The sequence below is a fragment of the Streptomyces sp. NPDC060184 genome, from assembly GCF_042728795.1.
Taxonomy (GTDB): Bacteria; Actinomycetota; Actinomycetes; order Streptomycetales; family Streptomycetaceae; genus Streptomyces.
In genome coordinates, this window is sequence record NZ_JBHWYX010000015.1 from 136,088 (window position 1) to 150,674 (window position 14,587).

Sequence of the window (14,587 nt, forward strand, 5' to 3'; positions counted from 1 at the left end):
AACGTGCTGGGGGACGGGCCCGTGGTGCCCGTACGCATGGCCGGGGCGCGTTCCGCGGCGTCTTCGCCGACGCCGCCCGCGTCCTTCGCGGACAGGCCCCGGCCGCCGCGCCGTCGCGCCCCGGCCGGGAAGTGCCACGTCTTCCAGGTAACCCCTTTCCGTAGCGGCGAGCGAGTCACCAGTGAGGGGTGTACCAGCAGTACACCCCTCACCGCGTCCCGCCCGCCCGAACGGGACCGGCCGTACCTCTCCTCCCCGGGGGCACGCCGTATCGTCGTGGTGTGGACAACCGTGAAGAGGTCCGCGAGTTCCTGACCTCGCGGCGAGCGAAGATCACCCCGGAGCGCGCCGGACTGCCCGGCGGGTCGCGGCGGAGGGTGCCGGGACTGCGCAGGAGCGAGGTGGCCGCCCTGGCCGACGTGAGCGTGGAGTACTACGCGAAGCTGGAGCGGGGCAACCTCGCGGGCGTCTCCCCGGCCGTGCTGGAATCCGTCGCCCGGGCCCTGCACCTGGACGACGCCGAACGCGCCCACCTGCTCCACCTCGCTCAGGCCGCCGACGGCTCCGACGCGCTGACGCGTCCCCGGCGGCGGGCCGGCCGCCGGTGGAGTCCGCACCCGAGCCTGCAGTGGACCCTCGACGCCATCACGGCGGGGCCCGCGGTCGTGTGCAACGGCCGGGCGGACATCCTCGCCGCCAACCCGCTCGCCCGCGCCTTCTACGGCGAGCTCCTCGCCAACCCGGAGAACCAGGGAAACCTGGCCCGCTTCAACTTCCTCGACCCGGCCTCGCGCTCCTTCTACCCGGACTGGGAGCTCTTCGGCGACATGGCCGTGGCCATCCTGCGCCGCGAGGCCGGCCGCGACCCCCACGACAAGGACCTGCACGACCTCGTCGGTGAACTGTCCACCCGCAGCGAGGACTTCCGCACCCGCTGGGGCGCCCATGACGTGCGCCGCCACGGGACCGGTACCAAGAGGTTCCGCCACCCCGTGGTCGGCGAACTCACCCTCGCCTACGAAGTGCTCGAACTGGCCGCCGAGCCCGGACTCACCATGACCGTCTACACGGCCGAACCGGGCTCCTCCTCCGAGGAGGGCCTGCGTCTGCTCGCCTCCTGGGCCGCCACCCGGGAGTCCGCCGCGCCCAGGACTCCGTCCACCGGCTGACGCCGTGTGCGGCGGGCGCCGGAGCCGGCGCCCGCGACGGCGCTGAGCGCGGTCGAGACGGCCGCCGACCGGTCTGGACGCCGCGCGACAAGAGTCACAGGGCAGTGATCCGTTGGCTCTGCCCTGGCCCAGCTCCACGGCGAGAAACTGGGCCAATGGACCACCGTTTTCGATGTCGATTGAACCGTCGGCCGGGTCGATGGTGAGATGTGCGGAGCGATGGCGCTGCGGAACCCCACGGGGGCTCCGCAGCGCCTTTCTCATGCGCTCATACAGATGGACGACGGACGGAAGGGCGGGCGACTTGCTGAGGAGGGCGTTCGTGGCGCCGGATCCCGGGTGGATGCGGCTGCGGTTCGCGGGGAGGGCCGTGCTCGGTATCGGGCTGGCCGTCGCCCTGTGCGGGATCACCGGACATTCACTGGTGGCCACGGTCGCGGGCGGCCTGTCCGCGCTGCTCGCCCTGTTCACGGTGAGCGATCCCACGGTGCGCGGGCAGGCCGTGACGACCGCGCTGCTGCCCGTCGTCGGACTGCCGGTGCTGGTGCTCGCGAGCGCCCTGCACACCGTGCCCGTCGCCCGGGACCTGCTGTTCCTCGCCGCCGTCGGGGGCGGGGTGTACGCGCGGAGGTGGGGTCCGCGCGGACACTCGCTCGGGGTGTTCGCCTTCATGACCTGCTTCATGGCGCAGTTCCTGCACGCCGTGCCGGCCCGGATTCCGGAACTGTACGGAGCCGTACTGCTCTCGGTGGCCGCCGCGGCGGCCGTCCGGTTCGGCGCGTGGTGCTACGAGCGACGGCTGCCGGCACCGGCGGCGGTCCCGGCCCCGGCCGGCGGAGCCGGGCTCGCCCGGATCACCACCCGGCAGGCCGTGCAGGCGGCGGCGGGCGCCGGATTCGCCCTCGCGGTCGGACAGGTGCTGTCGGACCAGCGGTGGTACTGGGCCGTGGGCGCCACCTGGTGGGTGTTCGTGGCCACCACCTCGCGCGGGGAGACCGTGGTGCGGAGCTTCAGGCGCGTCCTGGGGACGGTCCTCGGCATCGGGATCGGCTTCGCCGTCGCCGTACCGCTGCACGAGCAGCCGGTCGCGGCAGCGGTGGTCGTCGCGCTGAGCGTCTTCGTGGTCTTCTACACCGCGGCCGTCTCGTACACCTGGATGATGCTCGGCGTGACCGTCATGGCGAGCATGCTGTACGGGCTCCTCGGCGTGCTCGACCCGGCTCTCCTCGCCCTGCGGGTGGGCGAGACGGCCGTCGGCGCGCTCGGTGCCGTCCTGGCGGTCCTGCTCGTCCTCCCGGTGACCACGCACTCCGTGACCGACGCGTGGGTGGAGCGGGCGCTGCGCTGCGTGCACGCCTGCACCGCCGAGGCCGCGGCCCGCCTCGCGGGCGGCCCGGACGCCGATCCGGCGCCCCTGGTGGCCGAACTCGAGGCCATCCTCGGCCGGGTGCGGCTCTCGCTGGCACCGCTCGTCCACCCGCTGAGCCCGATGAGGGCGCGCAAGAAGCGGGCGCGCCAGGTGCTCACCCTGCTCGACGGCTGTGCCCGCGAGGTACGCGGGCTCGCCTCGGTCGCCGCCGACCCGGAGGCCTCGCACGACGCCCGGCTCGCCGCCGCCTGCTGGCGGGTGGAGGCCGCGGTCGAGGCGCTCACCGCACCACCGGCCGTGGACCGGCGCCACCGGCACGCCGCTCCTGTCGAGCCCGCAGCGCGGGAGACCGAACCGGTCTTCGCCCACCTCCACGCGCTGGAGCAGGCCCTGCTCGAACTCGCCGTTCCGCTGCGGCGGACCGGGCCGGTGCCGACCGGCGCCTGAGCGCCCGACCGCGTCCCTGCGGTCCGGGGCGCACCGCACGGGCGCCCCGAGCGCCCCGGACCGCCGCCCCGGCACCGGGAGCTGCCCGTGCCTGGCCCTGCCGGGCGCCGGGTCCCTGCTACCGTCGGCCGGGCGGACCGCACGGCCCGCACCCAAAACACCAGGTACGGGCAAGAGGGGTAGCGCGATGAGCGGCAACAGCGCCGGGCGGGCGTTCATAGGGTCTTTCACCACCGCGGGCGGACAGGGCATCACCGTCGCGGAGGTGGACCGGGAGACCGGCGCGCTCACGGTGGTCGGCTCGACCGACACCGTCCCCGACCCGTCGTTCCTCGTGGCATCGGCCGACGGCACGATCCTCTACGCCGTCAGCGAGGCGTCCGAGGGCGCGGCTGCCGCCCTCGACATCAGCGGAGAGACGCCCCGGCTCATCGGCGGCTGCCTGCGCTCGGTGAACGGCGACGGACCGACCCACCTCACCCTGGCGGCGAACCACCTGGTCACCGCGAACTACGGCTCCGGCAGCGTCACCGTGCTGCCGCTCCGGGAGGACGGATCGCTGCGCGCCGCCGTCTTCGTCGAACAGCACCAGGGCAGCGGCCCCGACGCCGAACGGCAGTCGGAACCGCACGCCCACCAGGTGCTGCCCGACCCGTCCGGCGACTGGCTGCTCAGCGTGGACCTCGGCACCGACTCGGTGTACATCGGCTCCGTCGACCCGGTCACCGGCGAACTGCGCCCCCACGGCGAGACTGCGCTGCGCCCCGGTACCGGCCCCCGCCACCTCGCCTTCCACCCGGCGGGCGGCCACGCCTACGTACTGAACGAGCTGGAGCCGACCCTCACCGTCTGCCGCTGGGACGCGGCCTCGGGTGTCCTGGAGCCGCTCCACGAGGTTCCCGTGCTGCCCGAGGAAGCATCCGGGGCCCCGGACCGCACCTACCCGTCCGAGGTCGTCGTCTCGCTCGACGGACGGTTCGTCTGGACCGCCAACCGGGGGCACGACAGCATCTCCGTGCTCACCCTGGACGAGACCGGCGAGAAGGCGCAGCTGGTCGCGTCCGTCCCCTGCGGCGGCAACTGGCCGCGCGACCTGGCGCTCGACCCCACCGGGCAGTGGCTGTACGCGGCCAACGAGCGCTCCGGAGACGTCAGCTGGTTCGCCGTCGACCAGGAGACCGGAGTGCCGCGCCATGCGGGCTCGATCGACGCCCCGGCCGCCTCCTGCGTCGTCTTCGTCCGAGCCTGAGCCCGATCCCGGGGCCGATCCCGGGATCGCCTCGGACAGCGTCGCGCGGTGCGTACCCGCTCACAGGGGGTACGCACCGCGCGGCGCTGTCAGGGCGTGCGATCAGTGCGCCGGGACGCCCTGGGGCATCGCCGGGGAGATGCCGAGCGCCGAGGCGTACAGCGACAGCACGAGCTTGCCGATCGCCGGGTACGCGCCGAGGGGCTCGGCCGTCGCGCAGCCCGCCTCCTTCGCCGCCGCGTCCAGCAGGCCCGTGTCGACCTCGGGACCCACCAGGTAGGGCGCCAGCGCGAGCTGGACGGAGCCGGCGTTCTTCAGCTGGTCCGCGATCGAGGACACCGAGCCCTCCACGTCCAGCGCCGCCGCCATCACGGGCACGGCCAGCCGGGCGGCCAGCAGCATGCCGGTGATCCCGGCCGCCTTGACGGCCTCGTCGCCGCCCACCGTGGCCAGCACGATGCCGTCGGCGGCGGTGGCGACGGTGAACAGCCGGGCGCGGTCGGCCCGCGCCAGACCGGCCTCCGACAGCCGCACGTGCAGCGCCTCCGCCAGCAGCGGGTGCGGACCCAGCACGTCGGTCAGCTCGACCTGCGTGCCGCTCTCCATGACCGCCTGCCGTATCCGGCGGATCAGGGCGCTGTCGGGTCCCGCGAGCAGCGGAACCACCACGGCGGACGGGCCCTCGGGCGCCGGGACCTCGCGGCCCGCCGCGGTGGCCTGCTCGTACGCCGCGACGCGCTCGGTGGCCTGCTGGGCGAGCACGGAGGCGAGCGCAGGGAATTCCTCGTCGTCGCCTTCGAGATAGCCGATGACCGCGTTGAGGCCGGGCAGCTCGGAACGGGCGATGCTGATGACTTCCTCGGCCACGCTGCGGGAGGCCGGGGAAGGGGTGCCGGGAACGGCGAGAACGAGCGCGGCAGCGCCCTCGGGTGCGACCACGGGCTCCGGGCGGCGGTGCCGTCCGGACTGGCGAGGTCGCGGCATTCGTACAGGCAGGCCGGAAGCGGGCCCAGTGGGGGTGCTCATGGCGCCGCATGCTACTGGTTTTGGTTGCCCCCTCGTTCAGGGAGGGTCCAGCAGGGCGTTATCTGTCCTTTTATGTCCGATGGGTGACGTATCGGTCAACTGCCCCGCTCTGTCTGGCCTCCAGGGCTGTTCCTCAGTTGCCTCCGAGGTCGTCGCCGACGACGTGCAGGAGGGTCGGATGGCGGGGCAGCCGAAGATCCGACCTGGCCAGAGCCCGTGCGATCAGCAGCGAACCGGCGAGCGGGTCTCCGGCGGCGGGCACCAGGGAGGCGTGCGGCAACAGCAGCCCCAACTCCTCGCGCAGCGGCCCGAGCAGCGGATCACCCATCCGGAACAGGCCACCCGTAAGAGCTACTTCGGCAGCCTCGCCGCCGGAGCCCGTGGTACGTTCTCGGGTTCCGGAGTTCTCCGCCCGCGGACACACGGCAGCGGCCGACTCGGCTATGTGCCCGGCCGCGCGGCGCAGGATCGACGCGGCGACGACGTCCTCCCCGGCGCAGGCTGCGACCTCGGGCGCGAACGACGCGAGCAGCGCCGGCCGGTCGCCGCGGGGGTAGAGCAGGGCGGGCAGCCCGGCCGGCGGACCGAACACGGCCCGAAGTCGCGCCAGCAGTGCGGGTGAACCGCCGCGCCGGCCGTCGTGCGCGCGCAGCGCCGCGTCCAGACCCTCGCGGCCGATCCACGCGCCGCCCCCGCTGTCACCGAGCAGATGGCCCCAGCCGTCCGCCCGCCGCCATGTGCCGAGGTCGGTGCCGAGCGCGATCATTCCGGTGCCGCCCGCGACGACGGCGCCCGGACGCTGCCCGAGAGCGCCCGCGTACGCGGTCACCCCGTCCGCCGCGAGAGCCAGCGGCCGGACCCCGAGCGACGCGGCCAGTGCCCGCGGAAGCCGCGCGCGCAGATCGTCACCCAGGGTCGCCATCCCGGCGGCACCCACCGCGAGCGCGGCAACGCGCACGCCGCCGACGGGTGTCCGCGCACCGGTGACCTCGTGCGTCAACCGTTCGACCGCCGGGAGGAGTTGGCCCAGCAGGTGGTCGGCGTCGATGCCGTCGGGGCCGGTGCGCACGGGCTCCGGGCAGACGGTCGTGGCAGCGGGAACGGCGGCATCGGCGGTGCCCAGCGCGACCCGGAGCCCGGACCCGCCGGAGTCCACCCCGACCACGTACGCCTCGGAGCCCGGCGTCACGGCAACTGCCAGTCCACCGGCTGCGCCCCCTGGCGCTCCAGGAACTCGTTGACCCGGCTGAACGGGCGGGAGCCGAAGAAGCCGCGGTCCGCCGACATCGGGGAGGGGTGCGCGGATTCGATGGCCGGGTAGGCGCTCAGCTGCGGTCGCAGCCTGCGCGCGTCGGCGCCCCAGAGCACCGACACCAGCGGGGTGCCGCGCGCGGCGAGCGCCCGGATCGCCTGCTCGGTGACCTCTTCCCACCCCTTGCCGCGGTGGGCGCCCGGACGGCGCGGAGCCGTGGTCAGCGCCCTGTTGAGGAGAAGCACCCCTTGGCGCGTCCAGGGCGTCAGGTCGCCGTTGGACGGCCGGGGCAGTCCGAGATCGCTGTGCATCTCACGGAAGATGTTGTCGAGGCTTCCCGGTACCGGACGCACGTCGGGTGCCACCGCGAAACTCAACCCGATCGCGTGACCCGGCGTCGGATACGGATCCTGACCGACGATCAGAACCCTTACGTCGGCGAAGGGTTGCTGGAACGCCCGCAGGACGTTCGCGCCGGACGGGAGGTAGGTGCGACCCGCGGCTATCTCCGTACGGAGGAAGTCGCCCATGGCCGCGATGCGCCCGGCCACCGGTTCGAGGGCCTCGGCCCAGCCGGGTTCGATGATTTCGTTCAACGGTCGTGCTGCCACGCGCGCACTCTACTGGGCGTACGGCCGGAACGATCAACTGCCCGGTCGGTACGCGGGCCGCCCGGGGTGCCGACAGCCGGTACGCGCCGCGTGCCCACGACCACGGGGCGTGGTCAGGCATCCCCCAGGGCCGTGGCCCGGACGCAGAGCACGTCCGGCAGATGTGCGGCGAGCTGCGTCCAGGTGTCGCCGTCGTCGGCACTGGCGAACACCTCGCCGTTGCGGTTGCCGAAGTAGATCCCCGCAGGGTCGGCGCCGTCCGTGCAGAGCGCGTCGCGCAGCACCGTTCCGTAGTGGTCGCCCTCCGGCAGCCCCCGTGACAGCGGCTCCCAGCTCGCCCCGGCGTCGGTGGTGCGGAACACGCGGCAGCGGTGCTGCGCGGGCACCCGGTCGATGTCGGCGTTGATCGGGAAGATGTAGGCGGTGCCGCCCCGGTGGGGATGCGCCACCGCCGCGAACCCGAAGTCGGACGGCAGGTCCGTGCCGATGTCCGTCCACCGGTCACCCCCGTCGTCGCTGCGGAACACGCCCCAGTGGTTCTGCAGATAGAGGCGGTCCGGATCGGCCGCGTCACGGGTGACCTTGTGCACGCACTGGCCGAACTCCGGTTCGGGGTCGGGAAGATGGACCGCGGACACCCCCTTGTTCGCGGGCTCCCAGCTCTCGCCCCCGTCGCTCGTCCGGAACACACCGGCCGTGGAGACGGCGACGGTGACGGCCCGGGGGTCGCGCCGGTCGGTGAGGATGGTGTGCAGCCCCTCGCCCCCGCCGCCCGGCACCCAGCGCGAACGCGTCGGATGCTCCCAGAGCGCCCGGACCAGCTCGAAGGACTCGCCCCGGTCCTGCGAGCGGAACAGCGCGGCGGGCTCGGTCCCCGCGTAGACCACGTCCGGCGCCTCGGGTCCGGCCGGCTGCAACTGCCAGACGCGCTCCAGGGACGCCCCGGTGAACTTCGGGAACTTCACCGCGGGCCGGGTGGGCTCCACCCAGGTCGCGCCGAGGTCGTCCGAGTGGAAGACGGACGGCCCCCAGTGCGAGCTGTCCCCGCCCACCAGCAGCCGCGGCGCCGGGCCCCGGGTGTCGATGGCGATCGAGTAGATGGCTTGCGCGTTGAAATGGGGGGCGCCGAACTCCCAGGTCCCCCCGTGCCTGCGCCCGATGAAGAGCCCCTTGCGCGTGCCCACCGTGAGCAGAACGTCGGTCATGGCCGAACCTCCCGAAACGCCGTAGTTAGCGGATGTGCGCCAGTTTGCACCCGTATGGCGACGGCTGGGCGGCGGCCGGGCCGGTGAGGCGCGGGGCGGTCGGGTGCGGGGTGGCCGGGCGCGGTGAGGCGCGGGACTGTCGGGAGCGGCGAGGTGGGGGCGCCCGTCGCCGCCGCGCACCGGCCCGGACGCACCGATGTGGCGGATGCGGCGGATGTGCTGGAATGCCGGGGCGGGCCCGGTACGCAGATCGCGTGGCCCCGAAGCGGGAGCGGAGCACCAGGATGAGCAGCGGGTTCGAGGACGCCGAGGGGCGCGCGGCGGCTTGGGAGGTGGAGCCCGGCACCCCGGGAGATCCGCTCCGGGTCGGGCTGAGGATCGTGGCCCCGGACCGGCGCCTGGATCTCGGGTGCACCCCGGCGGCGGCCCGGGAACTGGCGGCGGCGCTCCTTGCCACCGCGGACCTGGTGGAGCGCTCCAGTCCGGCCGGCCCCGTCACCGTACGGGCGGACGAACTGCTCCGGGGCGACGTGCGGGACGGCCCCCGCGTGATGACCGTGGAGGGTGCCAGGGCCGACGGGGCGAGCGTCCATGTCACCTGGACGTCCGGGGGTGGCCGGAGCTGGACGCAGGTCTACGACGCCACGACCCCGATCACCCTGCGGCGACGGCTGCGGGCCGACGAGTAAGGGCCGAGGGGCAAGGGGCAAGGGCCAAGGGCAAGGGCGAAGGATCAAGGGCGGGGGAGCGGGGGCCGAGGGGGAGCGGGGCCGCCCGGGTCCCCGCGCGCTCGGCTGTGCGAGCTCGTCCGTGAACGGCTGTAGGAACGCCGTAAGGCCGTCTCCTTAGTTCGTCGATCGTCGTAGTACGGTGGATCTCGTACTAAGCCGTGTGCCGAGAGCGGCGCCGTCCGCCCGGAGGGCGGGTCCGGCGGGACTCCCGGCGCACGGCTGACGTCGTCGGCGCCTTCCGCCCGGCGGCGAAGTCGTGTGCCTGCGAAACGGAGTCCGGCGTGAGCGCCCTTTTCGAGCCCTACGTCCTGCGGTCGGTGACCGTGCCCAACCGCGTCTGGATGCCGCCGATGTGCCAGTACAGCGCCGCGCCGACCGGCCCGGACGCCGGAGTGCCCAACGACTGGCACTTCGCGCACTACGCCTCCCGTGCGGTCGGCGGCACCGGGCTCATCCTGGTGGAGGCGACCGGAGTCAGCCCCGAGGGCCGCATCAGCCCCGCCGACCTCGGCATCTGGAACGACCGTCAGGTGGAGGCGTTCCGGAAGATCACCTCCTTCCTGGCCGCCCAGGGGACGATCTCCGGGATCCAGCTCGGTCACGCCGGCCGCAAAGCCTCGACCGACGCGCCCTGGCGCGGTGGCGGCGCGCTGTCCGAGGCGGACGGCGGCTGGCAGCCGCTCGGACCCAGCCCGCTGGCGTTCGACGAAGCAAGCCCCGTCCCGGCTGAGTTGACGGTCGATCAGATCAAGGACGTGGTGCGGCAGTTCGCCGACGCCGCCCGGCGTGCGCTCGCCGCCGGCTTCCAGGTCGTCGAGATCCACGGCGCCCACGGCTACCTGATCGGGGAGTTCCTCTCCCCGCACAGCAACCACCGCACCGACGCCTACGGCGGCTCCTTCGAGAACCGCACCCGCCTCGCACTCGAAGTCGTGGACGCCGTACGGGAGGTGTGGCCCGAGGAGCTGCCGCTCTTCTTCCGCGTCTCCGCCACGGACTGGCTCACCGAGAACACGGACGACCCGCGCGAAGGCTGGACCGGCGACGACACGGTCCGCTTCGCCCGCGACCTCAAGGCACACGGCGTCGACCTGCTCGACGTCTCCACCGGCGGCAACGCGCCCCGCGCCGATATCCCCGTGGGCCCCGACTACCAGGTCCCCTTCGCCGAGCGCGTCCGGACCGAGACCGGTCTTCCGGTCGCCGCGGTCGGCCTCATCACCGAGCCCGTGCAGGCCGAGAAGATCCTCACCGACGGGCGGGCCGACGCCGTCCTCATCGGCCGGGAACTGCTGCGCGACCCCTACTTCGCCCGCAGCGCCGCGCGCGAACTGGGCGGCGAGGTCCGGGTCCCGAACCAGTACGGCCGCTCGGTCTGACCCGCACGAGGGTTCCCCGGCCCGCACCGCCGGGCCGGGGGAACCCCCTCCGCCCCTCCCGCGAGGCGCGGAGGGCGGGGGAGAAGCGCGCTCCTCGGTAGGGTGGCCGCGATGCCTACCACACAGGGCCCCACCTTCCGCGAACTCGCCGTCCAGGCGCTCTCCTCGACCGAGCGCGGGTACGACCTGCTCGCCCCGAAATTCGACCACTCGCCCTACCGCACCCCGGACCGTGTCCTCGACGCAGTGACCGGGGCGCTCCGGCCGCTCGGCCCGTTCGCCCGCGGGCTGGACGTCTGCTGCGGCACCGGCGCGGGCATCGGCGTGCTGCGCCAGGTGTGCCACGAACGGGTCACCGGCGTCGACTTCAGCGCGGGCATGCTCGCCGTCGGCCGGTCCTCGCTGCCGGATGCGGTGGCGGGTCAGGGCGGAGGGAGGGAGGCCGCGGCCGGAACGACGGAGCCCCCTGCCGCAGGGGCGGGAGGCCCGGCCGCACCGCACGGCCCCGTGGTCGACTGGGTGCGGGCCGACGCCAGGGCCCTGCCCTTCGCACCGGCCTTCGACCTCGCGCTGAGCCTCGGCGCGTTCGGCCACTTCCTGCCGCGCGAACGCCCCGCGCTCTTCGCCCAGGTCCATGCCTCGCTCCGGCCCGGCGGGCGGTTCGTCTTCCCGGTGGGCGCCCCGCCCTCCCTCGGCTCGCGCGCGTACTGGACGCTCCTCGGGTTCGACGCGGCGATGCGCGTGCGCAACGCCCTGTGGCGCCCGCGCTTCGTCATGTACTACCGCACGTTTCGGCTGCCCGACGTGCTCACCGACCTCGCGGCCACCGGATTCTCGGTGCGCCTGAGCCCCCTGACGGACCTGGGGACGCGGCCGGACGGCAGCCCGCGGGCCCGGCTCGTGGTGGCCACCGCGCGTTGACCCGCCCCGCGTGGCCACCCCCGCGGCTTTCGTACCATGGAGACCTTCGGACGAAGTGGAGCCCATCGTGACCCCCGCCAGCGACACCGTCGTCCCTGCCGCGTCCCTCACTCGGGGGCGCCTCGCGGCGACCGGCGGCGCCCGTGTGCTCGCCCATCCCGCACTGGACGAGATCCGGCTCGAACACGTGCTGCACGCGCTGTCCGATCCGATACGGCTCCGCATCGTCCGGCAGATGGCCGTCGCTTCGGCCGGGCTGGCGTGCTCGTCCTTCGCCCTCCCGGTCGCCAAGTCCACCCTGACCCACCACTTCCGCGTACTGCGGGAGAGCGGGGTCATCCACCAGATCTACCGGGGCACCGCGAAGCTGAACGAACTGCGCGGCGACGACCTGGAGCAGCTCTTCCCCGGCCTGCTCGACAGCGTCCTGCGAGCGGCCGACGAGGAAGCGGCACGAGGAACGGTGGTCCGGCCGGCACCGTAAGGGTCTGAGGGCGCAAGGTCCGGAGGCGGGCAGGTGGGCACGAGCGCTCCCTCCCGGTGCCGGGTCAGGACTGCAGCGCCCGCATCCGGTCGATCTCCGCGGTCTGCTGTGCGGCGACGTCGGTGGCCATCTCCTCCACCCGGACGTTGTTGCCGTCGGTGAGCGCCGCCGTGGCCATCGTGATGGCCCCCTGGTGGTGGGTGATCATCAGGGTGAGGAAGAGCTGGTCGAACGCCTTGCCCCGTGCGGCCTTCAGGCGCGTCAGCTGCGCCGAGGTCGCCATGCCGGGCATCGTGGCGTGATCGTGTGCCGCGCGCTCTTCGCCGTGGTTGTCTTTCAGCCAACCTCGCATGGCCTCGATCTCCGGCTTCTGCCCGGCCGAGATGCGCTCCGCGAGCCGTCGCACCGAGGGCGAAGTAGCGTGCTGCCCAGCCAGATCCGTCATCACGAGGGCCTGCTCGTGATGGTGGATCATCCTCTGCACGTACTGGAAGTCGGCGGAGTTCGGGGTGTCGGCGACCGTCTCCTTCCGCGCCTCGTCCGCCGTGAGGGTCCTCGACTTCTCGCCGGGTTTCCCGGGCGCGACGACGCTCTGACCCGTGGTCTTCCGGGACGACGTGTCCTCGTCCGCGTCGCACGAGGAGAGGGCGAGTACGGACACGGCGGCGATCGCGGCCACGGCAAGGGCCGCCGCACGCGGGCGGAACGTCTGTCGGTCGAACAGCACTGCGGCCTCCGTTGCCTAGAGGAGAGTTGATGACCAACAACCAAGGGTTGTCCCGCAATGCCTGGTGGGTGCGCGACGACAGCTACGGCACCTCGCCGCGTTGTCGGAACGTCCGCACACATCCCGTATGCGAACGCCCTTCCGCCTTGCGATGCACCGCATCTGACGCCGCGCACTGATCCGCCACGCACTGCGGGATAACCCCTAGCATGCTTCCACGCCACGTTGATCAAAAACTTTCATTACGTCTCTGTTGCCGTCTGTTGATGTGTACATGAAAGAAGCCATACTTCCGAGGACCGAGAACCGTTCGACCCCGAACGGCATCAAGGGAGGACGAAGTGACCTTGTTGCACACCACCCAGGTGCGACGGAGACGACTGGGCGTGGCAGCCGCCGCGGCCGGTCTCCTCGCGACGCTGTTGACAGCCACGAACGCCGTCGCGTCACCCGAACCCGGCGACACCACCACAAGCGCGGCGGCGACGGTGTCGTCGGACATCCGCGCCCAAGCGCAAGCGGCCATCGCGAGCGGCGACATCCCCGGCGTCGACGAGATCGTCCACAGCGACAACATCGAGCACCTCACCAACGTGCCGAAGGACGCGCTGCTGGGCACGAACACGGACCTGGCCTTCCAGGGCAAGTACGCCTTCGCCGGCAACTACGACGGCTTCCGCGTCTTCGACATCAGCAACCCGAAGAAGCCGAAGACCGTCGCCCAGGTGCTCTGCCCCGGTTCGCAGAACGACGTCTCCGTCTCGGGGAACCTGCTCTTCCTCTCCACCGACTCCTCGCGCAGCGACAACTCCTGTGCCAGCACCACCCAGCCCGCCACCGAGAAGTCCTCCTGGGAGGGCATCAAGGTCTTCGACATCAGCGACAAGCGCCACCCGGAGTACGTCGCCTCCGTCGAGACGGCCTGCGGCTCGCACACCCACACCATCGTGCCGAAGCGCAACGAGGTGTACGTGTACGTGTCCTCGTACTCGCCCAACGAGGCGTTCCCGGACTGCCAGCCGCCGCACGACGGGATCTCCGTCATCAAGGTGCCGCGCAAGGCGCCCGAGGAGGCCCGGATCGTGAACTTCCCGGTGCTCTTCCCGGACGGTGGCAACCCGGGATCCCCGACGAACCCCGGCGTCGCCAAGACCACCGGCTGCCACGACATCACCGTGCTGCCCTCCGAGGACCTCGCGGCGGGTGCCTGCATGGGTGACGGCCTGCTGTTCTCCATCAAGGACCCGGCCAACCCGAAGATCATCGACCGGGTGCAGGACAACGTGAACTTCGCGTTCTGGCACTCGGCCACCTTCAACCAGGACGCCGACAAGGTCGTCTTCACCGACGAGCTCGGCGGCGGCGGCGCGGCCACCTGCAACGAGCAGATCGGACCGAACCGGGGCGCCGACGGCATCTACGACATCGTCGGCAAGGGCGACCACCGCAAGCTGGTCTTCCGCAGCTACTTCAAGATCGGCCGCTACCAGGCCGACGTCGAGGTCTGCGTCGCCCACAACGGCTCGATCATCCCGGTCAAGGGCCGGGACCTCATGGTCCAGGCGTGGTACCAGGGCGGTATCTCCGTCTGGGACTTCACCGACTCCAGCAAGCCCCAGGAGATCGCCTACTTCGAGCGCGGCCCCGTCAATCTCGACGCCGTCACCACGGCCGGCCCCTGGTCGGCGTACTACTACAACGGCTACATCTACTCCAACGACATCGCGAAGGGCCTGGACGTCCTCGCCCTGCACGACCGTCGGACCGACCCCGCGAAGCGGGTCCGGCTCGACGAACTGAACGTCCAGACGCAGCCCGACTACTTCGCCCGCTGACCCACCGCCACATCGGCGGCGCGCGGGAGAAGCAGCGTCACGCGGTCCGCCGGGTCCAGACCCGGCGGACCGCACCGCGTGGGCCGCCACGTGGCCGGGACGGAGTAATGCGTTGACCGCCGAGCGGTGCGGGGAGATGCTGGACCCGCTGATTCCGGCGGCGCAGGGGATCGCCGGAGTCA

The 14,587-nt window shown here is 72.7% G+C and carries 13 protein-coding genes; 8 read left to right on the forward strand and 5 right to left on the reverse strand.

What is annotated here, in order from left to right; genetic code table 11:
- The first annotated feature begins 281 nt into the window (after positions 1-281).
- The 3 genes from ACFWEE_RS12985 (at position 282) to ACFWEE_RS12995 (ending at position 4,234) form a co-directional block, all read left to right on the forward strand.
- Positions 282-1,169, forward strand: coding sequence for a helix-turn-helix transcriptional regulator (locus ACFWEE_RS12985; protein WP_386888657.1), 888 nt, complete (start codon positions 282-284; stop codon positions 1,167-1,169).
- A 304-nt stretch (positions 1,170-1,473) separates the two neighbouring features.
- On the forward strand, positions 1,474-2,985 hold the full coding sequence (locus tag ACFWEE_RS12990) for an FUSC family protein (RefSeq protein ID WP_386888658.1): 1,512 nt from the start codon (positions 1,474-1,476) through the stop codon (positions 2,983-2,985).
- Positions 2,986-3,172: 187 nt separating this feature from the next.
- Positions 3,173-4,234, forward strand: coding sequence for a lactonase family protein (locus ACFWEE_RS12995; protein ID WP_386888659.1), 1,062 nt, complete (start codon positions 3,173-3,175; stop codon positions 4,232-4,234).
- Between the two features lie 102 nt (positions 4,235-4,336).
- Here ACFWEE_RS12995 and ACFWEE_RS13000 read toward each other — a convergent pair whose 3' ends face one another.
- From ACFWEE_RS13000 to ACFWEE_RS13015, 4 genes are all read right to left on the reverse strand, one after another.
- The gene (locus ACFWEE_RS13000) at positions 4,337-5,260 is read right to left on the reverse strand and encodes a sirohydrochlorin chelatase (RefSeq protein WP_386888660.1); all 924 of its coding nucleotides are present in this window, start codon (positions 5,258-5,260) and stop codon (positions 4,337-4,339) included.
- Between the two features lie 133 nt (positions 5,261-5,393).
- Positions 5,394-6,449 (reverse strand): N-acetylglucosamine kinase, encoded by a 1,056-nt coding sequence (locus ACFWEE_RS13005; RefSeq protein ID WP_386888661.1) that lies wholly within the window; start codon positions 6,447-6,449, stop codon positions 5,394-5,396.
- On the reverse strand, positions 6,446-7,123 hold the full coding sequence (locus ACFWEE_RS13010) for a uracil-DNA glycosylase (protein WP_386888662.1): 678 nt from the start codon (positions 7,121-7,123) through the stop codon (positions 6,446-6,448). The genes ACFWEE_RS13005 and ACFWEE_RS13010 overlap by 4 nt, the downstream gene beginning before the upstream one ends.
- Positions 7,124-7,236: 113 nt before the next feature.
- Positions 7,237-8,328 carry a WD40/YVTN/BNR-like repeat-containing protein gene (locus tag ACFWEE_RS13015; RefSeq protein WP_386888663.1) on the reverse strand — a complete coding sequence of 364 codons (1,092 nt, stop codon included), beginning with the start codon at positions 8,326-8,328 and terminating at the stop codon, positions 7,237-7,239.
- Between the two features lie 284 nt (positions 8,329-8,612).
- Here ACFWEE_RS13015 and ACFWEE_RS13020 point away from each other — a divergent pair, with 284 nt between their 5' ends.
- The 4 genes from ACFWEE_RS13020 to ACFWEE_RS13035 all read left to right on the forward strand — a co-directional run bounded on the left by ACFWEE_RS13020 (position 8,613) and on the right by ACFWEE_RS13035 (position 11,843).
- Positions 8,613-9,017 carry a hypothetical protein gene (locus tag ACFWEE_RS13020; protein WP_386888687.1) on the forward strand — a complete coding sequence of 135 codons (405 nt, stop codon included), beginning with the start codon at positions 8,613-8,615 and terminating at the stop codon, positions 9,015-9,017.
- A gap of 323 nt (positions 9,018-9,340) precedes the next feature.
- The gene (locus ACFWEE_RS13025) at positions 9,341-10,438 is read left to right on the forward strand and encodes an NADH:flavin oxidoreductase/NADH oxidase (protein ID WP_386888664.1); all 1,098 of its coding nucleotides are present in this window, start codon (positions 9,341-9,343) and stop codon (positions 10,436-10,438) included.
- Positions 10,439-10,549: 111 nt separating this feature from the next.
- The gene (locus ACFWEE_RS13030; RefSeq protein WP_386888665.1) at positions 10,550-11,359 is read left to right on the forward strand and encodes a methyltransferase domain-containing protein; all 810 of its coding nucleotides are present in this window, start codon (positions 10,550-10,552) and stop codon (positions 11,357-11,359) included.
- A 67-nt stretch (positions 11,360-11,426) separates the two neighbouring features.
- Complete coding sequence (locus ACFWEE_RS13035) at positions 11,427-11,843, forward strand: ArsR/SmtB family transcription factor (protein ID WP_386888666.1); 417 nt, start codon at positions 11,427-11,429, stop codon at positions 11,841-11,843.
- Between the two features lie 64 nt (positions 11,844-11,907).
- Here the strand turns inward: ACFWEE_RS13035 and ACFWEE_RS13040 are convergent, their stop codons facing one another.
- Positions 11,908-12,570: a DUF305 domain-containing protein gene (locus ACFWEE_RS13040; protein ID WP_386888667.1), complete on the reverse strand. Its 663-nt coding sequence runs from the start codon at positions 12,568-12,570 to the stop codon at positions 11,908-11,910.
- A gap of 341 nt (positions 12,571-12,911) precedes the next feature.
- Here ACFWEE_RS13040 and ACFWEE_RS13045 point away from each other — a divergent pair, with 341 nt between their 5' ends.
- Positions 12,912-14,405 (forward strand): LVIVD repeat-containing protein, encoded by a 1,494-nt coding sequence (locus ACFWEE_RS13045; RefSeq protein WP_386888668.1) that lies wholly within the window; start codon positions 12,912-12,914, stop codon positions 14,403-14,405.
- The last annotated feature ends 182 nt before the right edge of the window (positions 14,406-14,587 follow it).

Excerpts from the sequence above, each read along its gene's own strand:
- ACFWEE_RS12995 (WP_386888659.1), top strand. The coding sequence starts at position 3,173 with ATGAGCGGCAACAGCGCCGGGCGGGCGTTCATAGGGTCTTTCACCACC.
- ACFWEE_RS13000 (WP_386888660.1), bottom strand. The coding sequence starts at position 5,260 with ATGAGCACCCCCACTGGGCCCGCTTCCGGCCTGCCTGTACGAATGCCG.
- ACFWEE_RS13015 (WP_386888663.1), bottom strand. The coding sequence starts at position 8,328 with ATGACCGACGTTCTGCTCACGGTGGGCACGCGCAAGGGGCTCTTCATC.
- ACFWEE_RS13020 (WP_386888687.1), top strand. The coding sequence starts at position 8,613 with ATGAGCAGCGGGTTCGAGGACGCCGAGGGGCGCGCGGCGGCTTGGGAG.
- ACFWEE_RS13030 (WP_386888665.1), top strand. The coding sequence starts at position 10,550 with ATGCCTACCACACAGGGCCCCACCTTCCGCGAACTCGCCGTCCAGGCG.